This is a genomic window from Rhizobium sp. SVR5-9E (genome assembly GCF_056755095.1).
This window is the reverse complement of record NZ_JBNDHS010000053.1, coordinates 1-19,784: the sequence shown is the minus strand read 5'-3', so window position 1 is coordinate 19,784 and position 19,784 is coordinate 1. Positions and strand designations below refer to the sequence as shown.

The window sequence follows — 19,784 nt, the reverse complement described above, 5'->3', positions numbered from 1 at the left end:
TTAAACGGGCTTGCGCGCCGGATCGTCGAGTGCCGGGTTGTAGAACAGCGATAGCGTCAGGCTTTTGGCGATGCGTTCCGCCGTTGCCATGAACCACGCCTTTGCCTCGCCATTGGGGGCAATATCGTCGAGGGTTGCGGCGAATAGCTCCAGCCACTGCGGGAAGAGCCCTGGTGTGATGTTGGCGACGCCGAGATGCGCCTGGACCGGCTTGCCGCCGTAGGCGCCGCTGCGGAAGGCGACCGACGACCAGAAACTCTTCATCTTCGCCATATGCTCCGGCCAGCGGCCGGCGAGCCTCGCATCGAAAACCGGACCGAGTTCAGGATGCGCAAGAACACGGCCGTAAAAGGTCTCAACCAGCCTGTCGATGAAGGCGTGGTCGATTCCCATGGCTTTCATGTCCGCTTCCGCGCGCTCGCGGATTGCGGCGACATGCGCCGCCCGTCCCTGTAGTTCATGATCCATATCTAACCCCGGCTTCGCCGCCTCTTACGGCAGACCCTCATATAGGCATCCGCTGCTTCAGGCCAAAGGGGCAATTCGTCTCGCAGCAATCTGTTACATCAGCTGCCAGTGTCCTTGACGCCTTGCAGCGCGCTCTTTAGATTTAGAATTATTCTAAAATGGAGTTTCGTCATGCTGCCCCGGTTTTTCAGGTCATCCAAACGTTCATTCAAGTCATTGTCGGAGCAGGAAATCCTGGCGCTCGCAATCGCATCTGAAGAGGACGACGCCCGCATCTATCTCGCCTACGCCGACCAGTTGAAGGCGGCGTATCCCGCTTCGGCCAAAGTTTTCGAGGACATGGCGGAGGTCGAAGACACGCATCGCAAGTCGTTGATCGAGCTCCATCGGCAGCGCTTTGGCGAGCGCATTCCGCTCATTCGCCGCGACCATGTCGACGGCTTCTATGACCGCAAACCGGATTGGCTGCGCGCCAACCAGTCGCTGGAAGCCATGCGGCAGGAAACCGAAGCGATGGAGGAGCAGGCCTATCGCTTCTATGTCGAGGCGGCAAAGCAGACCTCGGACGCCTCGACGCGCCAGTTGCTCGGCGATCTGGCGCTTGCTGAACAAGGCCATGAAGACATTGCCAAAATGCTCGGCGACAAACATACGCCGGAGGACGTCAAGCATGCGGAAGACGAAACCGCGCGGCGGCAATTCGTGCTCACTTATGTGCAGCCCGGTCTTGCGGGGCTGATGGATGGTTCCGTCTCGACACTGGCTCCGATCTTCGCGGCCGCCTTTGCGACGCAGGACACGTGGCAGACCTTCCTGGTTGGCCTCTCAGCCTCGGTAGGCGCGGGTATTTCCATGGGTTTCACGGAGGCTGCACATGACGACGGCAAGATTTCAGGCCGTGGCTCGCCCATCAAGCGCGGTCTCGCTTGCGGCGTCATGACCGCGCTTGGGGGTCTCGGTCATGCGCTGCCCTATCTCATTCCACAATTCTGGACCGCGACGATCACGGCAGCCGTCATCGTCTTCTTCGAACTGTGGGCGATCGCTTTCATCCAGAACAGATATATGGAAACGCCATTCCTGCGCGCTGCCTTCCAGGTGGTGGTAGGCGGCGGTTTGGTGCTCGCTGCCGGCATCCTGATCGGCAATGGGTGAGCGCAGTCTTTCCCAGGACACCCAGGAGTAACGCCTCAAACAAAAAGGCCGGCATCGAGCCGGCCTTTTCCATTCGAATAACGAGATTTCCTATCGCAGAGCGCCGACCAGAACGTCGCGGCCGTTTTCGATGGTTACCCAGCGGCCGGCATTGTAGCTCGACTGGCGCTTGACGAAGGAATAGGGCGCATCGAACCAGGGCTTCACAGTCGAAGCGAGATTGTCGAGGAGGAAGTCGCCTTCGCCCGTGCGCAGCGTCAGCACGGCGTGACCTTCGCCATCCGGCTTGCGCACCACCGTCATCAGAAGGTTCGCCGGCTCAAAGCCGCGCTGAATCAGGATGCGGCGCTTCAAGAGGGCGAAGTCTTCACAGTCGCCCGCCGTTGTCGGATAGGCCCAGACTTCGTCCTTGCCGTAGATTTCCTTGTCGGTCATCGGGGTGATGGTGTTGTTGACGGTAGAATTGACGGAGCGGACGAGAGCCCACTTGGCATCAGTCATTTCCATCGGCGCCGCATTGCGGTCGGCGCCGCATTCAGCACGGTGTACCTGGCAGAAATCATAATGGCCGATGGGCTGCGAGGTGGCGCCGCCGGTGACCATCGAGAGATTTTTGGTTGGGGCCGGTAAGGCGGCCGAAGACATCGCAAAGGTGGCCATCATGGCCACCAGGTAACCCTTGATCCGCACGCCCTATTCCTTGCATCGCCCTTTAATTCTTAACAAAGAGTTAACGGACGGGGGCTTGAGGTGTCAATCCTTAGGATCGTGCGACTCATTGACATGGTTAAAATGGCACACAAACCGGAGTTTGCGGCCTATATTCAACTTCGAAGCGCTTGTTGAAGCGGCTGATGGGGATTTTGGGTTAACGAATAAGGCCTTTGACCGCGGACAGCATCTGCTCAATATCCTGCGGCCGGGAAAGCCGGTGGTCGCCGTCGCGAATGAAGGTCAGCACGACATCATCGGCGGGCAGGTGTTCGGTCAGCTTCAGAGCGTGAGAGTGGGGGACGTCCGCGTCTTTCATTCCCTGCAGAATATGAACGGGGCAGCCTGTTTCGATGATCCCGGTCAGAACCCGGTTCTCACGGCCGTCCTCGAGCAGCGCACGGGTATAGACGTTCGGTTCCGGGCTGTATTCGGACTTTTCTTCGAAATAGCCTCGCTCGGCGAGCGACGCGCGGTCCTTCTTTTTGAGGTGCGGCTCGATGAGTTCAGAAGTGAAATCAGGCGCCGGCGCAATCAGGACCATGCCGTCAAGCCTCGGCGCATTCTGCAATTTTGCGAGTTCCTGCGCCAACCGCAGGGCGATCCAACCACCCATCGAGGAGCCGACGACGATGATGCTCTCCGGCTTTGCATGCAGGATGACGGCGACTGCCTCTTCCAGCCAGCGTGAGATCGTTCCGTCGGTGAATTTGCCCCCGGAAAGTCCGTGGCCCGAATAGTCGAGACGAATGCAGGCGAGTCCAAGTTCGCCCGCCAGCCGATCGAGCTCGACCGCCTTCGTGCCACTCATGTCCGACCGGTAGCCGGAGAGCCAGACGAAGGTCGTGCCCGGATTGTTCGACGTCGCCTCCCGGATGATGAAAGCAATCTTCCGCTCAGCATCGCCTTCGCCCACCGCCAGGAACTGCGGCTCGGTTGTGGAACTTGCTTCAGACATATGCGGAAACTCCTGTTGCTTTGCGCCTATAAAACAGATTCTTGACAGGCTGACAGCAGGTGATTTTTCCGCTAAAGCGTGTTAATGACTCCGTTGCAGCAATAACAAGACCTTGTTTGTGCCCCCCGACGGGAGTGCGAAACTGCAGCAATCCGAAACAACTCGAGGAGAGTACGACCATTCGCAGACCTTTTAAAACCGACGCGCCCGTGAAGGAAGGGCCGCGTTCGAACCGGGAAATCCGTATTCCTAAGGTTCAGTTGATTGATGCTGAAGGACAGAATTTGGGCGTGGTGCCCACCGATCAGGCCCTGAGAATGGCTGAAGAAGCCGGCCTGGACCTCGTGGAAATTTCTCCCAACGCCGAACCGCCTGTGTGCAAGATCCTTGATCTGGGCAAGCTGAAATATGCCAACCAGAAAAAGGCCGCCGAGGCGCGCAAGAAGCAGAAGATTGTCGAAGTCAAAGAAATCAAGATGCGTCCGAACATCGACACCCATGACTATGAGGTGAAGATGAAGGCGATGGGTCGCTTCTTCGAGGACGGCGATAAGGTGAAGGTGACGCTGAAGTTCCGCGGCCGCGAAATGGCCCACCAGGAACTCGGCATGAAGCTGCTTCAGCAGGTGAAGGCCGATACGACCGAATTTGCCAAGGTCGAGGCCGAACCGAAGCTCGAAGGCCGCCAGATGATGATGGTGCTCGCGCCGAAGTGAGCGCGGTCCTCGTCGATACATCAAAGCCGTCCGCAAGGGCGGCTTTCGTGTTTCAGTGAGGCCGAAGATTCCTTTCCCGCCCCGTTGCACTTTCACGGCACTGCGGGTATAAGCGCGCGTCCGAACTGACCGGCAGGGCATGCCGTGGCAGTTTCGAATGCTTGCGGACCGGTTTCGTCACCGGAGCCGCGGATCAACAACAAACGCTCCCGCGCCTTGTTGCGACGGCCGGATGACCGGACATCGCAGGAGGGCTTTTTTGAAGAAGCGCGCAGGGAGGACAGAAACGGAGTAGCAAAATGCCCAAGATGAAGACGAAGTCCTCTGCCAAGAAGCGGTTCAAGATCACCGCGACCGGCAAGGTCAAGGCTGCCGCTGCTGGCAAGCGCCATGGCATGATCAAGCGTACCAACAAGTTCATTCGCGACGCACGTGGCACGATGGTTCTCGCAGAACCCGATGGCCGCAAGGTCGTCAAGAACTACCTGCCGAACGGTCTCTAAGACTATTCCGCGAACGCTTTAGATTAAGGAGATCATGAAATGGCACGTGTAAAAAGAGGCGTCACCGCCCACGCCAAGCACAAGAAGGTTTTGAAGGCCGCTAAGGGCTTCTACGGCCGCCGCAAGAACACCATCCGCGCCGCGAAGGCCGCTGTCGATCGTTCCAAGCAGTACGCTTACCGCGACCGCAAGATTAACAAGCGCAACTTCCGCGCTCTCTGGATCCAGCGCATCAACGCTGCCGTCCGCGAATTCGGCCTGACCTACGGCCGCTTCATCGACGGCCTGAACAAGGCTGGCATCGAAGTTGACCGTAAGGTTCTCTCCGACATGGCGATCCATGAGCCGGAAGCATTCGGCGCGCTCGTCGCAGCCTCCAAGAAGGCTCTCGAATACCTTAAGGAAGCCGGTACGAAGAACGAGTTTGAAGGCGCGGTCAAGTAACCAGCGCTTCCCAGGCTTTATGCTTCAATGATTTTGGGAAACCCGCGCTGGTTTGGGCTGGCGCGGGTTTTTCTTTCTCTGTACTCCTTTGCCCGGCCGGCGTCCGCCAGCCTCCAATTGCCCGCCTGATCCTGGACGGAAAGAATTGACGATGTCAGATATCGACCAGCTCAAATCATCGCTGCTTGCGGAAATTGCTGCCGCCAATGACGAAGCAGCGCTCGAGGCCGTACGCGTCGCCGCCCTCGGCAAAAAGGGCTCTGTTTCCGAGCTCCTGAAGACGCTTGGTGCGATGACCCCCGAAGAGCGCCAGACCAAAGGCGTTGCGATCAACAGCCTCAAGAACGAGGTGACGGATGCGATCGCCGCCCGCAAGGCGACGCTCAAGGAAGCGGCCGTCAATGCCCGTCTGAAGGCCGAGACGGTCGATATCAGCCTGCCGGTCCGGTCCTCTCCGGCGGAGCGCGGACGCATTCACCCGATCAGCCAGATCGTGGACGAGATTACCGCGATCTTCGGCGATATGGGCTTCTCCATTGCCGAAGGCCCGGACATCGAAACCGACTACTACAATTTCACGGCGCTGAATTTCCCCGAGGGCCACCCCGCCCGCGAGATGCACGACACCTTCTTCTTCAATCCGGATGAGAACGGCGAGCGCAGGGTGCTGCGTACGCATACCTCGCCGGTGCAGGTGCGCACCATGGAGGCGCAAAAACCGCCGATCCGCATCATCATCCCCGGCAAGACCTACCGCCAGGATTCGGATGCGACGCATTCGCCGATGTTCCACCAGGTCGAGGGCCTCGTGATCGACAAGAAGGCGAATGTCGCCAATATGCGCTGGGTCCTCGAGGAGTTCTGCAAGGCGTTCTTCGAGGTCGACAGCGTGACGATGCGCTTCCGCCCGTCGTTCTTCCCGTTCACCGAGCCGTCCTTCGAAGTCGACATCCAGTGCGACCGCTCCGGTCCGATCGTCAAGTTTGGCGAGGGCACCGATTGGATGGAAATCCTCGGCTGCGGCATGGTTCACCCGAACGTGCTCCGCTATGGCGGTCTCGATCCCGACGAATATCAGGGCTTTGCCTGGGGCATGGGGCTCGACCGCATCGCCATGCTGAAATACGGCATGCCCGACCTGCGCGACTTCTTCAACGCCGATATCCGTTGGATGACCCATTACGGCTTCCGCCCGCTCGACATGCCGACGCTGTTCGGCGGCCTGAGCGCTTAAGGGAGGATTGAGATCATGAAATTCACGCTTTCCTGGCTGAAGGATCATCTGGAAACCGACGCCACACTCGACGAGATCTGCGAGCGCCTTACGGCGATCGGGTTGGAGGTCGAGGACGTCGATGACAAGGCGGCCTTCAAGCCATTTGTCATTGCAAGGGTCCTGTCGGCGGAAAAGCATCCGCAGGCCGATCGCCTGAAGGTTCTTTCGGTCGATACCGGCAAGGGCGCGCCGATCCAGGTCGTCTGCGGGGCGCCGAATGCGCGCGCGGGGCTCGTCGGCGCGTTTGCGGCTCCCGGAACCTACGTTCCCGGCATCGATGTTACACTCTCGGTTGGCAACATCCGCGGCGTCGAAAGCCATGGCATGATGTGTTCCGAGAAGGAGCTGATGATCTCCGACAACCACGATGGGATCATCGACCTGCCAGAAGATGCGCCGGTCGGCACGAGCTACGCCGCATACGCCCATCTCGACGACCCGGTCATCGAGATCAACCTGACGCCGAACCGTCCGGACTGCACGAGCATCTACGGCATCGCGCGCGATCTGGCCGCTTCCGGCCTCGGCACGCTGAAGACGCGGGCAGCCCCCTCTTTTGCCGTCGACGGCGAGACGCCTGTCAGGGTCAAGCTCGATCTCGATGACGAAAAGCTTTGCCCGGGCTTTGCGCTTCGCCTCGTGCGCGGCGTCAAGAATGGTCCGAGCCCCCGCTGGATGCAGCAGCGTCTGCTGGCGATCGGCTTGCGCCCGATCAATGCGCTGGTCGACATCACCAACTACATGACCTTCGACCAAGGCCGGCCGATGCACGTCTTCGACGCCGCCAAGGTCAGCGGTAATCTCACCGTCCGCCGCGCGAAGGAAGGCGAGACCGTGCTGGCGCTCGACCAGCGTGAATACAAGCTTGGACCGAACAATGTCGTCATCGCCGATGCGGATGGTATCGAGTCGATCGGCGGCATCATGGGCGGCGAGCATTCGGGCTGCGACGAGGCCACAACGGACGTGCTGATCGAGTCCGCGCTTTGGGATCCGATGAACATTGCGAAATCCGGCCGTGGGCTCGGCATCATCACCGATGCCCGCTACCGCTTCGAGCGCGGCGTCGATCCGGAATACATGCGACCTGGTCTGGAGCGCACGACGGAACTGGTGCTCGAACTCTGCGGCGGTACGGCCGCCAAGGCCGATGTCGTCGGTTATAAGGGCTATGAGCCCAAGATCGTCGACTTCCCCTTCTCCGAGGTCAAACGCCTGACAGGTCTTGAGGTTTCCACTGAAGAGAGCACCGAGATCCTGACGCGTCTCGGCTTTAAGGTGTCCGGTTCGGGCGAGCGCGTTTCTGTCGCCGTTCCTTCCTGGCGCCCGGATGTGGATGGCAAGGCCGACCTCGTTGAGGAAATCATGCGCATCCACGGGGTCGACAACATCAAGCCTGCGCCGCTGGAGAGCCATGCCGCCGTCAACGGCAAGATCCTGACGACGCTGCAGATCCGCACCCGCACTGCCAAGCGTGCGCTTGCCTCGCGCGGCATGCTGGAGGCAGTCACCTGGTCCTTCATTTCCGAAGAGCAGGCGAAGCTCTTCGGCGGCGGATCGTCGGCGCTGAAGCTTGCGAACCCGATTGCGGCTGAAATGTCCGACATGCGCCCGTCGCTGCTGCCGGGTCTGCTGACGGCCGCTCAGCGCAATGCCGACAAGGGTTATGGCGACGTCGCGATTTTCGAAGTCTCCGGCGCTTATGAGAGCGACCGTCTCGAAGGCCAGCGCCGCGTCGCCGGCGGTGTCCGCCGTGGAACCGCCTCGCTTTCAGGCGCAGGCCGCATGTGGTCGAACAATGGCAAGGGCGGCGGCAAGCCCGTCGATGTCTTCGACGCCAAGGCGGATGCGCTGGCTGTCATAGAAGCCTGCGGCCTGCCGATGAGCAATATCCAGATCGAGCAAGGTGGACCGGAATGGTACCACCCCGGACGCTCCGGCACGATCAAGATGGGACCCAAGGTCATCCTCGGCTATTTCGGCGAGTTCCACCCGTCGACGCTCGAAGCGCTCGATGTGTCCGGCGCTCTCTGCGGCTTCGAAGTTTATATCGACGCGATGTCCGAGCCGAAGCAGAAGGCGACGCGGACCAAGCCGGCGCTGGAGCTTTCGCCCTTCCAGGCAGTCAAGCGCGACTTCGCGTTCGTCGTCGACAAGTCGGTGGAAGCCGGTTCCATCATCAAGGCCGCTTCCGGCGCCGACCGCAAGCTGGTGACGGCAGTCAACGTCTTCGACATATTCGAGGGTGCTTCGCTTGGCGAAGGCAAGAAATCGGTCGCTGTCGAAGTGCAGATCCAGCCGGTCGAGCGGACGCTGACGGACGAGGATTTCGAAGCCCTGACTGAGAAGATCGTGGCGAATGTCACGAAATTCACCGGTGGCGTGCTGCGAAGCTGATTGCTCCCATAAAAAGAAAAGCCGGCGATTGCCGGCTTTTTACAATTGTCGCTCCGGAAAAAGAGCGCTCTTCCATTTGCATCACGCCGCGCGATTGGCCTTCTGGTTCGCGGCGGTGACGGCGAGTTTCGTGAGCGTCTTGTCGGTTGCCGTCTCTTCCTGCAGCGTCTGGTCGAGCAGGGCGACGGCGTCTTTGTAGCCGAGGGTCTGCGCCCAGGTCTTCAGCGTGCCGTAGCGGGCGATTTCGTAATGTTCGACGGCCTGTGCCGCAGAGATGAGCCCCGCATCGACGGCGGCCGTCCCCTTGAATTCGTCCATGATCTCTTCGCCTTCGGCGATGATGCCCTGGATCGCCTCGCAGGTCTTGCCCTGGGCACGCTTGCCAGCCATCTCGAACACCTGCTGCAGGCGCTCGACGTGGCCCTCGGTTTGTTCTTTGTGCTTTTCAAAGCCCGCCTTCAACTCGGCGGATTGGGCGGCTCGTGCCATCTTCGGCAAGGCGCGCAGGATCTGCCGCTCGGCATAGTAGATATCCTTCAGGGTATCGTGAAAGAGATCTTCGAGTGTTTTTTCCTTGGCCATTTCTTCGATCCTTGCTGTGTGGGGTTTGAGGAACCCTAAAAGAAGCGATCGGCTTCGAAATTGTTCCGTAAAGTGCGCAATTTCCGGGTGGCTCCGGCCGAGCGGCGAGGTAGGCTCGTGCCGGCGATGAGGAGAGTCGGATGAAGAAGCCGGGATCGATGAAATCTCTCGAGGACATGGGGCGAGTGCGGCTCTCAAAGAATTTTTTCTTCCGCGATTTTCTGCATTCGGAGATCGCGGATTTCTATCGCATCCCGAACATTCCGGACGAGCCGGAGCTTGCGGTCGAGGCAGGAAAACGGCTGTGCGAGGAACTGCTGGAGCCGTTACAGGCGACCTTCGGCCGGCTGCATATCCGCTCCGGCTACCGCGCTGCCGCCGTCAATGCGTTCGGAAACAAAAACAAGCTCAATTGCTCGACCAATGCCTCGACAGCCGCGGACCATATCTGGGACCTGCGCGACTTCGATGGCTGTATGGGTGCGACAGCCTGTATTGTCGTGCCGTGGATGGTCGATAACTACAGCAATGAGGAGGACTGGCAGAAGCTTGCGTGGTGGATCCACGACCACCTGCCTTATGCCGCGCTCTGCTTCTTTCCGAAGCTATGGGCCTTCAACATTCAGTGGCATGAACGGCCGAAGCGTGTGATCCAAAGCTACGTCCGGCCGCGAGGCATCCTGACCAAGCCCGGCATGGCGAACTGGGAAGGCGACCATTCAGAATTCTACGAGGGCTTTCCGACGGTCAGAAATTGATGCGGTAGCGAATGTGCCCGTCGTTCTCGACGTAGCTGTCGTAGAGCGCGCGCGCCGTCTTGTTCTCTTCGCTCGTATGCCAGTAAAGCCGCGACCAGCCGTTCTTCTTGGAAAGCGAAACGAGGTCATCCATCAAAGCCCGGCCCGCCCCTCTGCCGCGGGCGGCGGGATCGACGAAGAGATCTTCGAGATAGCAGTCCTTGCCGTGAATCCATGTGCCCTCATGCGTCAGTGACAATGTGAAGCCCATCACCTTGCCGTCGACTTCCGCAACGCGCATGAAGATTGCCGACGCCGGATCGAAAACCCGGCGCCATGTCGAATCGGTGATGGCCTCGTCGACCGCGACTTCGTAGAACGCGAGGTAGTCCTTCCAGAGTTCGCGCCAGCGCGCTTCATCGTCTCTCCTCGCATCACGGATCGTCACGGTCATCGCGTCACTCCTCAGGCTCCCGCCTTGTCGAGCACCCTCATCGCTTCCTCTGAAAGCTGAAGCGTTGCCGCCTTCACAAGGCTCTCAAGCTGCGCAAGGCTCGTAGCACTGGCGATCGGCGCCGTCACGCCTTTCTTGTTGAGAAGCCAGGCGATCGAGATTTCCGCAGGCTTGGCGCCGGTCTCAGCGGAGATCTGATCGAGGGCGGCCAGGATGCGCACGCCCTTGTCATCGAGATATTGCGAGACGCGGTTTTCGCGCGCCTTGCCTTCCGTGTCGGCCTTGCTGCGATATTTACCGGAGAGGAACCCGGCTGCCAGGCTGAAATAGGTGATGACGCCGATGTCCTCCTTGACACAGAGATCGGCAAGCGGACCCTCGAAGCTTGAGCGCTCATAGAGATTGTATTCAGGTTGCAGCACATCGTAGCGCGGAACACCGGCCTTCTCGGCGGCATCAAGAGAGGCTCGAAGCTGGCTGGCATCGAGGTTTGAAGAACCGATCGCGCGAATCTTGCCCTGTTGCTTCAGCTTGGCAAAGGCGCCAAGCGTCTCTTCATAAGGCGTATTCTCGTCGGGCCAATGGGACAGATAGAGGTCGATATAATCCGTCTGCAGGCGGCGGAGAGAATCCTCGACGGCCTTAAGGATATATTGTTCCTTGAGCGTCCTGCCTTGCCCCATGTCGGAGCCGACCTTGGTGACGATGATCGCTGTGTCACGCGAGCCCTTTTTCTCTTTCAGCCATTTGCCAATGATCTCCTCTGAATCGCCGCCCTTGTTTCCGGGCACCCAGGAGGAATAGACATCGGCCGTATCGATGGTGTTGAGACCCGCGTCGAAAAAGGCATCGAGAATATCGAAGGAGGTCTTCTCGTCCGCCGTCCATCCGAAGACATTGCCGCCGAAGACGATCGGGGAGATTGAAAGACCTGTTTTTCCAAGCCGGCGCATTTCCATGGCGCGCTCCTAAATTACTGATTTAACTGAAAGTGCAGACGCGACAGAACGCCGCCGGGAGTAAACTAGCGCAGTTTCGAAGCGCGCGAAACCAAACTTCCGTGAATTGCGCCAGCGCCATTGCGTGAACTCAACCCGCTGAATAAGGTTGCCCTCATTCAAGCTCAGGGAGGCTCAAGCCATGCTACGTTTCGGTATCATCTCGACGGCAAAGATCGGCCGCGAACTTGTCGTTCCCGCCATTCAGGATGCGGAAAACTGTGTTGTCACCGCCATTGCCAGCCGCGACCTTAAAAAGGCGCGGGAAATGGCCGATCGTTTTTCCGTACCGCACGCCTTCGGCTCTTATGAAGAGATGCTCGCTTCCGACGCGATCGATGCCGTCTATATTCCGCTGCCGACGTCGCAGCATGTCGAATGGACGATCAAGGCGGCCGACGCCGGTAAGCACGTGCTTTGCGAAAAACCGATCGCACTCAAGGCCGATGAGATCGACAGCCTGATCGCCGCCCGCGATCGCAACAAGGTCCTGATCACCGAGGCCTATATGGTCACCTACACGCCGGTCTGGCGGAAGGTTCGTGCTCTGCTGGCCGACGGCGCCATCGGCCGCCTGCGCCATGTCCAGGGCGCATTCACCTATTTCAACCGCGATGCCGGCAACATGCGCAACATTCCCGAGCTCGGTGGCGGCGGACTGCCCGATATCGGCGTGTACCCGACGATCAGCACGCGCTTCGTCACCGGCAAGGAGCCGCTGCGCATCCAGGCCGTGACCGAACGCGATCCGGACTTCGGTACCGATATCTATTCGAGCGTGAAGGCCGATTTCGGCGATTTCGAGCAGAGCTTCTATATTTCCACCCAGATGGCAGCGCGTCAGGTCATGGTCTTCCACGGCACGGATGGCTTCATCGAGGTCAAGTCGCCCTTCAATGCGGACCGCTATGGCGCCGAGGAAATCGAACTCACCAACCGCAACCATTCGGAGTCGCAGATTTTCCGTTTCCCCGATAGCCGCCAGTACAAGTGTGAGGCCGAAGCTTTCGCCCGCGCTGCAAAAGGCGAAAAGGAAGAGGTTGTAACGCTCGAAAGCTCGAAGCTGAACCAGAAGGTGATCGACGCGATCTACCGCGCCAGCGAGAAGGACGGCTGGGAACCCGTCTGATTATTCGCTGCGAAAGACGAAGCGCGAATAACCGAAAAAGCTGAAGACCATCGATGCGGCGGTGGCTAGCACCATCGCCGCCAGCGGCTGCAGGGCCGGAAGCAAGAGCAGCAGGGCGGCGTAGAGGCCATAGTTCAAGACAGCCGCAATCAGCAGGATCGCGAAGATGCCGGGGCGTCCGATCGACAGCCGCTTTCCAAGCGTGAGATCGATGCGTTGCAGCATCGCAAGCATAATGCAAAGGCTCGCAAGAAGGCTCACTGTCCGCGTCAGGAGCGGGCCGAACGCAGCATTCAGTAATAAATGGAAGAATAGCGCATCTGCCGTCAGTCCGAGCAGCAACAATGCGGCAAAGCGCAGAAGCAACTCACTTCGGTTGGCAGAGATATCATCAGCCATTGATCGCCAGCATGCCGGCAACAATGAAAGCCGCGCCAATGACGTAACGCACAGTGAGGGCTTCCCCAAGAAAAACTTGCGCCAGCAGAGGCACGAAGCAGAATGTCAATCCCATGAAGGAATAGGCGATCGTCAGCGGGACGGCTTTCAGAACGTAAATCCAGATAACTGTCCCAAGCCCATAGAGGAGCAGTGCTGCGAGCAGCACGGGATTGAGAAGCAGCGCGAGGATATTACGGGCACTGAGCTCACCTGCAGTGGCGCTCGTCAGTTTGAACAGCACCTGACCCGAAGCGATCAGAAGCGGTGTGCCGACGAGCCCAATCCAGGTACCCGCTGAAAATGTGGAAAGCATCGAACCGTCCTTCAATCGGCTGTGTCCCTCTCTTCCAAATAGAAGATGTCACGGCCGATATCCTCGCAGACGTAAACTGGCGGCACGGGCTGAACCGCTCTCAGGAACGAATGCGTATAGGGGAAGAAGTTGAAGTGTGGATTGAACGTATAGCGGTACTCGCGTTCCCGCGGCACGACGATGATGAGGCGGCGTCTTGCGATCCGTCGTAGTTCTGCGACTGCCTGCCGGTAGTCGAGAATATGTTCGATGACATGCGTGCAGATAACCGTGTCGAACTCCGCGTCGGCGAAGGGGAGGGTTTCGACCTTGGCCGCAACATACTCGATGCCGGACAGGCGGGATGCGTCGTCTATCACGAAATCGACGCCCGTGAGCCGGCGGAGCTTCGAATGCGCCGATTGAATGCGGCTGAGCAGTGCGCCCGTGCCGCAGCCGATGTCGCAGACACTCTCTCCCGCGATAGATCCGAGAATGCGGCTGATACACGCCGCCGAATTGTCGGTGCCTTCGTGAACGCGAGGGTGGTTGCGGTAAAGCTCAGCATATTCCTCTGCCGAAAGGAACGGCGCACGCTCGCGAAACCTCGCCAGATGCTTGATGTGGTCGCCCCAGACACGCTGCGCGGCCCAGCGGAAAGCTCCGGAATCGCGCGCAAACGGCGGCAGAATGTCTTCCAGCACGAAACGAATGCGGTTTGTGGTTTCTCTGTTCATGGAAACGGCGTCACCTTTAAGCGGAATCAACTATGCGATACGGGCGGCCCGGCCGCCTTGCGCAGCATCAATGGGCTTTTCTGGCTTTGTACTCTGGCTCGGCGCGGTAATGTCGAGGTAGTGGATCCGCAGCTGCTCGGCACGCGAGCGCGCGACTGAATCAAGGATCAGGCCTGCCGTGAAAACCATGAAAGAGATCATCATCAGCGCCATGGAAAGAACCCATGTCGGCATGCGGTTGACAAGGCCCGTTTCGAAATACTCCGCCAGCACCGGCGCCATGAAGCCAAGGCTCGACAACATGGAGAACGCGCTGATGAGGCCGAAGAACGCAAAGGGCCGCGTTTCCTTCATCAGCATGGCGAACATCCAGAGGATTTTGCCGCCGTCCTTGAAGGTCGATAGTTTCGAGTGCGAGCCATCGGGACGTCGGCCGTAATCGAGTTCCAATTCAGCGACCGGCAGTTTGAGCCGGGATGCATGCACGGACATTTCGGTCTCGATCTCGAAACCACCGGAAACGGCCGGGAAGCTTTTGACAAAACGACGCGAGAAAGCCCGGTAACCTGAGAAAATATCGGTGAAATCCGGCCCGAAGATCGTGCGGTAGAGAATGTTGAAGATGCGGTTGCCGAAAGCATGCCCGTTGCGTCCTGCATCCGAGTGAACGCCGCGTCGCGTTCCGATCACCATATCGGCGCGTTCTGTCACCAGTGTGCGGATCAGTTCTTCGCCGTCCTCCGGCGCATAGGTGCCGTCGCCATCGGCCATCAGATAGACGTCTGCGTCGATATCGGCGAACATGCGGCGCACGACATGACCCTTCCCCTGCCGCCGTTCGCGCACGACGGAAGCACCGGCCAGCATGGCGTGGAGCGCGGTTCCATCAGTCGAATTGTTGTCGTAGACGTGGATCTGCGCATGGGGCAGTGCTGCCTTAAAACCGCGAACGACCGCGCCGATCGTCGCCGCTTCATTGTAGCAAGGCAGCAGTACGGCAATGTTCAGGGTCTGCGATCGCGTCATTGTCGTGCTCGCCACTATTGGTTGGCACATAGTCTAAAACACACGGCGTTAATAAGACCCTACGGTCCAGAAAGAAGTCGGCTGCCAGACCGCACGCTTTACACTTTCTTGATCTGCAAGAGCTAAGTTTCGCGCGGCTTAGGGCGGGATGAGCTTGAATGGCGAACGTCGCAGGAATGACCGGCAATTCAACTTCCAGAACTCCGCCGTCCGTCGGGTGGCTTGCAACTGCGCGCAAGCTGCTCACGCGCCTGTGCCCGTCAGTGTTCATCTACAGTGCCGTGCTGATCGCAAGCATTTTGCCGGTGAAGCTGATCGGCGCGAAGGACTATGTTGGACCGGACAATGACGATGGCATGCGGCTCGTCGAAGTGCGGGATTTTCTTTCCGGCCAAGGCTGGTTTGATTTGATGCAATACCGCCTGGGTGTCGACGGGACGCCGATGCACTGGTCGCGGCTCATCGATCTGCCGATCGCGGCACTCATCAAATTCTTCGGGTTGTTTTTGGCTGGCGAGCAGGCAGAAGCTGTCGCACTTGCGATCTGGCCCGTGTCGCTCATCATCCCGCTCATGCTTGCAATGGCAATTGCGGGCCGCCGGATTGGCGGTGCGCCTGCCATGCACATTTCGCTGGGGATGACAGCGTTGGGGGTCTGGACCACCAGCCGCTTCATGCCAGGCGCGATCGACCATCACAACGCGCAGATCGGGCTCGTTGCGATGATGACGGCAATGCTTCTCGATGAGAGGCATCGCATCCGGAGCTATGTCATCGCCGGCCTGACTGCGGCGCTGGCGATCGCCATCGGGGTCGAGACAACGCCTTTCGTCGCTGCGGTCTGCATCGTCGTCGCTCTTCATTGGGCCGTAGAAGGACAAGCCTTCCGCAATGCGGCCAGCGCTTTCGGACTGACGCTTGCGCTGGCCATCAGCGTCCTGTTCTTTTCAACAGTAGCGCCGCATCTGTACTCGACCGTGACTTGCGACAATTTTTCGCTTGGATTCTATAGCCTTGCGGCAATCGGGGGCGGCCTCCTTGCGGTTGCCGCAACCTTGGCAAGCCGGTCATCACGAACGAGCCGTTTCGTTGCGCTCGGCGGCATCGGCATCGCGGTCGCGGCCTCCGCCGTCGTGATTGCACCCCAGTGCCTGCATAATCCGCTGGATGATCTTGACCCGATGCTGGTCAAGCTCTGGCTGAACAATATCTCCGAGGCGCGCTCTGTTGTTGCCATGACCCGCGCCGAGCCGTTTGGCGTCGGCGCCCTTTATGCGGTCGGCCTCCTGGGCATTGCTGTTTGCGCGTTCAGGATTCTCTATCGCGACAGGGTGCGAGTCCACGCCATTCTGCTTTTCCTGCTTGCCGTCTGCTGGGGCATCGGTCTCGTGCAGGTGCGGGGGGTCCCTTTTGCAAACCTGATCGCGATTCTGCCGCTCGCGCTGCTCGTCATCGATATCCGCCGCATTTCGAACAACGACCGCGAAAATGTCGTGGTCGCGTTTTGCTACATCACGCTGGTACTTGCGAGCGTGCCGGCCGTCTGGGCCGTCGGCGGAGCCCTCATCGAAATGCAGAGGCAAACGCAGGAGGCGAAAGAGGACGAAAACAAGCCTTCATGCAGATCGAGAGAGGCTCTTGCGCCGCTCAATGCAATGCCTGTCGGCATGGTGGCGGCCTCATCTGAACTCGGCGTGCCGATTCTTCGCTTCACCGGCCAGCACGTTCTGACCGCTCCGTACCATCGCAATCCGCAAGGCATGCTGACGGAGATGCATATCGGCCTCTCCGAGCCGCACGATGCGGAGGCCTTTTTGAAAGGGGCAGGTGTCAGTGTATTGGCTTTCTGCCCGAGCGACATTCCGACCATGCAGTTTGCGAAACTGAAGCCGGAGGGCCTCTATTCGCAATTGGCGAAGGGGAATGTGCCATCGTACCTTCAGCCGGTTCCCAAGGCCGAGGGTTCCGGTGTGCAGTTCTTCCTTTTTAAACCGGAAAATTGATCGGCAATCCGATGCTTGCTGATCTTTCCCTTCGCTTTCGCTAGAAAGAAGGGATGAGCAACGTCTTTGATACCGATTCGCCCACGAACCTGACCGAATATTCGGTCTCCGAACTTTCGGGATCGATCAAGCGCACCGTCGAAACTGCTTTCGATCAGGTGCGGGTACGGGGCGAAATCTCCGGTTACCGTGGGCCGCATTCATCCGGTCACGCGTATTTTTCGCTGAAAGATGACCGCGCGCGCATCGATGCCGTCGTCTGGAAGGGCACGTTCTCGCGGCTGAGGTTCCGTCCGGAAGAGGGCATGGAAGTGATTGCCACCGGCAAGGTCACGACCTTTTCGGGCTCATCGAAGTATCAGATCGTCATCGAAACGCTGGAGCCCGCGGGTGCCGGCGCACTGATGGCATTGCTCGAGGAGCGCAAGCGCAAGCTCGGCGCCGAAGGTCTCTTCGACGCAACGCGCAAGAAGCGTTTGCCATTCATGCCGCAGGTCATCGGCGTCGTGACCTCGCCCACCGGCGCCGTCATTCGCGATATCCTACATCGCATCTCCGATCGCTTCCCGGTCCATGTCATCGTCTGGCCGGTCAAGGTGCAGGGCGACGGTTCCGGCGCGGAAGTGGCGAACGCCATCCGCGGCTTCAATGGTTTTCAGTCGGGTGGCGAGATGCCGAGGCCGGACGTGTTGATCGTTGCCCGCGGCGGGGGAAGCCTTGAAGATCTGTGGTCCTTCAACGACGAAATCGTCGTACGCGCAGCGGCAGAAAGCGACATTCCGCTTATCTCCGCGGTCGGGCATGAAACGGACTGGACGCTGATCGATTATGCCGCGGATGTACGGGCGCCTACGCCGACCGGGGCCGCGGAAATGGCCGTTCCCGTCAGGGCTGAACTCGAAGCGCAGGTTTCGGCGCTTTCAGCCCGTCTGCAGGTCTGCACAAGCCGGCAGATGGACCACCGGCGTCAGTCCGTTCGCGCGCTTATGCGGGCGTTTCCATCGCTTGACCAGCTGCTTGCGCTGCCGCGCCGTCGTTTTGACGAGGCGGCCGCAGGCCTTGGCCGCGGGCTGGAATTGAATACCATCAACAAGCGCCGCAGCTTCGAGCGGATCGGGTCGCATTTGAGGCCGGAGGTTCTTTCCAGCCGCATCGTTGAGCGCCGCCAGGTGCTTGCAGAGCGGATGACGCGAGCCGAGCGCATGGTCGAGAGGCTGATCGATCGTTCGAAATCCCGCGTTGCCCGCGCCGATGCCGTCTTTGTTTCGCTACCGGGGCGCCTGCGGACTCAGACGGCGCGGGTGCGCGACCACCTCGCAAATCTTTCCCGTCACGCTGACACCGCCGTCCGCCATCAGCTGGTGCGGGCGAAGGGAGAGCTTGCGGCACACGATCGCGTGCTGCAGTCGCTGTCCTATAAGAATGTCCTGAAACGCGGCTATGCCGTCATCCGGGACGATGAAAACCGGCCGGTCTCCCAGGCCGCAGCGCTTTCGCCCGGGGCCGCCATTGCGATCGAGTTCGCCGACGGGAGCGTCGGTGCCGTCACGACCGAAGGCGGCGCGCCACCCGCAGCGCGGAAGCGTTCTCCGAAATCGGAAGAGCCATCCGCTCCGCCGAAGCAGGGCAGCCTTTTCTAGCGTCAGGACCCTGTTCGCAAGGGGCTGCACGCCGCCTGACTATTCGAATTTCGCCAGAAATTTGCGGAGCAGGGCGTCGAGCGCCGCTTTTTCTTCATCGCTCAGGTTTTCCGTGAGCCGCTGCTGATTGGCGACATGCGCGCCAACCGCGGCCTCGACCGCTGCGAAACCCTTATCCGTCAATGCAATCAGCACGCTTCGCCGGTCGTCCGGATTGAGAATGCGTTCGGCGAAACCCGCTTTCTCGAGCTGATCGATGCGGTTGGTCATCGTTCCGGAGCTCACCATCGTCATCGCCAGCAGATCGCCTGGCGAAAGGCGATAAGGCTCGCCGGAACGCCGAAGCGTCGCCAGCACGTCGAAGGCGGACGATGAGAGCCCATACTGCAGCAGGACTTGCTCGACCTCGCGGCCAAGATGCGTCGTCAGCCGATTCAGCCGTCCCAGTATGCCCATGGCCTCGACATTCAGGTCCGGCCGCTCGTGACGCCATTGCGACAGGATTTTATCGACGCGGTCTGTTGCTTTTTCATTCATGGAAAAGCGATAGCACGACATCTCTTGACGTCAAGATAAATGACGCTATTCTATATTTATCTTGACGTAGAGATTCTTGAGATGAAGAAAAGCAGCCTGTATGCGGCCGATGTCCTGGCGACCGCCCTTGCACCGGCAATCTGGGGAAGCACGTACTTCGTGACGACCGAATTCCTGCCTGCCGGTTATCCGCTGACTGTCGCAATGCTCCGCGCTTTGCCTGCCGGTCTTCTGCTGCTTGCCATCGTCCGCCGCCTGCCATCCGGCATCTGGTGGGGCAGGGCCTTCATTCTCGGCGCGCTGAACTTCTCGTTCTTCTGGGCGATGCTTTTCGTTTCGGCCTACCGCTTGCCCGGCGGCGTGGCAGCGACGGTCGGTGCTGTGCAGCCGTTGATCGTCATTGCGCTCTCTCGCCTTCTTCTTGGACGGCCGGTACGGCTGCTGGCAGTCGGTGCAGGGCTGGTGGGCATGGCCGGCGTGGCGCTCTTGGTGCTGACACCCAAGGCTTCGCTCGATCCGATCGGTGTTGCCGCAGGCCTTGCAGGCGCAGTCTCCATGGCGTTCGGAACGGTGCTGACAC

At 59.6% G+C, this 19,784-nt stretch carries 22 protein-coding genes; 11 read left to right on the top strand and 11 right to left on the bottom strand.

What is annotated here, in order from left to right; genetic code table 11:
- Positions 1-468, bottom strand: a complete 468-nt coding sequence (locus ACPYOJ_RS21815) for a group III truncated hemoglobin (RefSeq protein ID WP_481418105.1) — start codon at positions 466-468, stop codon at positions 1-3.
- A gap of 171 nt (positions 469-639) precedes the next feature.
- Here ACPYOJ_RS21815 and mbfA point away from each other — a divergent pair, with 171 nt between their 5' ends.
- Positions 640-1,623 (top strand): iron exporter MbfA, encoded by a 984-nt coding sequence (gene mbfA / locus ACPYOJ_RS21810; RefSeq protein WP_481418104.1) that lies wholly within the window; start codon positions 640-642, stop codon positions 1,621-1,623.
- 90 nt (positions 1,624-1,713) lie between these two features.
- Here the strand turns inward: mbfA and ACPYOJ_RS21805 are convergent, their stop codons facing one another.
- Complete coding sequence (locus tag ACPYOJ_RS21805; protein ID WP_481418103.1) at positions 1,714-2,313, bottom strand: transglutaminase-like cysteine peptidase; 600 nt, start codon at positions 2,311-2,313, stop codon at positions 1,714-1,716.
- 178 nt (positions 2,314-2,491) lie between these two features.
- A complete protein-coding gene (locus tag ACPYOJ_RS21800; protein WP_481418102.1) occupies positions 2,492-3,292 on the bottom strand; it encodes an alpha/beta hydrolase in 801 nt (266 codons plus the stop codon).
- A 179-nt stretch (positions 3,293-3,471) separates the two neighbouring features.
- Here ACPYOJ_RS21800 and infC point away from each other — a divergent pair, with 179 nt between their 5' ends.
- The 5 genes from infC to pheT all read left to right on the top strand — a co-directional run bounded on the left by infC (position 3,472) and on the right by pheT (position 8,628).
- A complete protein-coding gene (infC, locus tag ACPYOJ_RS21795) occupies positions 3,472-4,008 on the top strand; it encodes a translation initiation factor IF-3 (RefSeq protein ID WP_168828734.1) in 537 nt (178 codons plus the stop codon).
- Between the two features lie 299 nt (positions 4,009-4,307).
- On the top strand, positions 4,308-4,511 hold the full coding sequence (gene rpmI / locus ACPYOJ_RS21790) for a 50S ribosomal protein L35 (RefSeq protein ID WP_004108077.1): 204 nt from the start codon (positions 4,308-4,310) through the stop codon (positions 4,509-4,511).
- A gap of 39 nt (positions 4,512-4,550) precedes the next feature.
- Complete coding sequence (gene rplT / locus ACPYOJ_RS21785; protein WP_168827973.1) at positions 4,551-4,955, top strand: 50S ribosomal protein L20; 405 nt, start codon at positions 4,551-4,553, stop codon at positions 4,953-4,955.
- A 151-nt stretch (positions 4,956-5,106) separates the two neighbouring features.
- Complete coding sequence (gene pheS, locus ACPYOJ_RS21780; protein ID WP_481418101.1) at positions 5,107-6,189, top strand: phenylalanine--tRNA ligase subunit alpha; 1,083 nt, start codon at positions 5,107-5,109, stop codon at positions 6,187-6,189.
- Positions 6,190-6,204: 15 nt separating this feature from the next.
- Positions 6,205-8,628 carry a phenylalanine--tRNA ligase subunit beta gene (gene pheT, locus ACPYOJ_RS21775; protein WP_481418100.1) on the top strand — a complete coding sequence of 808 codons (2,424 nt, stop codon included), beginning with the start codon at positions 6,205-6,207 and terminating at the stop codon, positions 8,626-8,628.
- A gap of 81 nt (positions 8,629-8,709) precedes the next feature.
- On the opposite strand, the gene ACPYOJ_RS21770 is transcribed toward pheT, so the two are convergent.
- On the bottom strand, positions 8,710-9,210 hold the full coding sequence (locus ACPYOJ_RS21770; protein WP_481418099.1) for a YciE/YciF ferroxidase family protein: 501 nt from the start codon (positions 9,208-9,210) through the stop codon (positions 8,710-8,712).
- Positions 9,211-9,350: 140 nt separating this feature from the next.
- On the opposite strand from ACPYOJ_RS21770, the gene ACPYOJ_RS21765 reads away from it, so the two are divergent.
- Positions 9,351-9,968, top strand: coding sequence for a hypothetical protein (locus ACPYOJ_RS21765; RefSeq protein ID WP_481418098.1), 618 nt, complete (start codon positions 9,351-9,353; stop codon positions 9,966-9,968).
- Here the strand turns inward: ACPYOJ_RS21765 and ACPYOJ_RS21760 are convergent.
- Both ACPYOJ_RS21760 and ACPYOJ_RS21755 read right to left on the bottom strand, forming a co-directional pair.
- Complete coding sequence (locus tag ACPYOJ_RS21760) at positions 9,958-10,401, bottom strand: N-acetyltransferase family protein (protein WP_481418097.1); 444 nt, start codon at positions 10,399-10,401, stop codon at positions 9,958-9,960. The two genes, ACPYOJ_RS21765 and ACPYOJ_RS21760, sit on opposite strands and share 11 nt — an antisense overlap.
- Before the next feature lie 11 nt (positions 10,402-10,412).
- A complete protein-coding gene (locus ACPYOJ_RS21755) occupies positions 10,413-11,360 on the bottom strand; it encodes an aldo/keto reductase (protein WP_481418096.1) in 948 nt (315 codons plus the stop codon).
- A gap of 181 nt (positions 11,361-11,541) precedes the next feature.
- On the opposite strand from ACPYOJ_RS21755, the gene ACPYOJ_RS21750 reads away from it, so the two are divergent.
- Complete coding sequence (locus tag ACPYOJ_RS21750; RefSeq protein ID WP_481418095.1) at positions 11,542-12,528, top strand: Gfo/Idh/MocA family protein; 987 nt, start codon at positions 11,542-11,544, stop codon at positions 12,526-12,528.
- Here the strand turns inward: ACPYOJ_RS21750 and ACPYOJ_RS21745 are convergent, their stop codons facing one another.
- From ACPYOJ_RS21745 to ACPYOJ_RS21730, 4 genes are read right to left on the bottom strand one after another with little or no spacing between them, the layout of a single operon-like run.
- Complete coding sequence (locus ACPYOJ_RS21745) at positions 12,529-12,927, bottom strand: GtrA family protein (RefSeq protein WP_481418094.1); 399 nt, start codon at positions 12,925-12,927, stop codon at positions 12,529-12,531.
- A complete protein-coding gene (locus ACPYOJ_RS21740; protein ID WP_168827981.1) occupies positions 12,920-13,282 on the bottom strand; it encodes a DMT family transporter in 363 nt (120 codons plus the stop codon). The genes ACPYOJ_RS21745 and ACPYOJ_RS21740 overlap by 8 nt, the downstream gene beginning before the upstream one ends.
- Before the next feature lie 11 nt (positions 13,283-13,293).
- Complete coding sequence (locus ACPYOJ_RS21735; RefSeq protein WP_481418093.1) at positions 13,294-13,998, bottom strand: class I SAM-dependent methyltransferase; 705 nt, start codon at positions 13,996-13,998, stop codon at positions 13,294-13,296.
- 30 nt (positions 13,999-14,028) lie between these two features.
- Positions 14,029-15,024 carry a glycosyltransferase gene (locus ACPYOJ_RS21730; RefSeq protein WP_481418092.1) on the bottom strand — a complete coding sequence of 332 codons (996 nt, stop codon included), beginning with the start codon at positions 15,022-15,024 and terminating at the stop codon, positions 14,029-14,031.
- Between the two features lie 176 nt (positions 15,025-15,200).
- Between ACPYOJ_RS21730 and ACPYOJ_RS21725 the strand changes: the two genes are divergently transcribed.
- Positions 15,201-17,027, top strand: a complete 1,827-nt coding sequence (locus tag ACPYOJ_RS21725; protein WP_481418125.1) for a hypothetical protein — start codon at positions 15,201-15,203, stop codon at positions 17,025-17,027.
- Between the two features lie 53 nt (positions 17,028-17,080).
- On the top strand, positions 17,081-18,667 hold the full coding sequence (gene xseA / locus ACPYOJ_RS21720) for an exodeoxyribonuclease VII large subunit (RefSeq protein ID WP_481418091.1): 1,587 nt from the start codon (positions 17,081-17,083) through the stop codon (positions 18,665-18,667).
- A 39-nt stretch (positions 18,668-18,706) separates the two neighbouring features.
- Here the strand turns inward: xseA and ACPYOJ_RS21715 are convergent, their stop codons facing one another.
- Positions 18,707-19,204, bottom strand: coding sequence for a MarR family winged helix-turn-helix transcriptional regulator (locus ACPYOJ_RS21715; RefSeq protein ID WP_481418090.1), 498 nt, complete (start codon positions 19,202-19,204; stop codon positions 18,707-18,709).
- A gap of 81 nt (positions 19,205-19,285) precedes the next feature.
- Here ACPYOJ_RS21715 and ACPYOJ_RS21710 point away from each other — a divergent pair.
- The coding region (locus ACPYOJ_RS21710) for an EamA family transporter (protein ID WP_481418089.1) at positions 19,286-19,784 on the top strand (499 nt) is incomplete at its 3' end.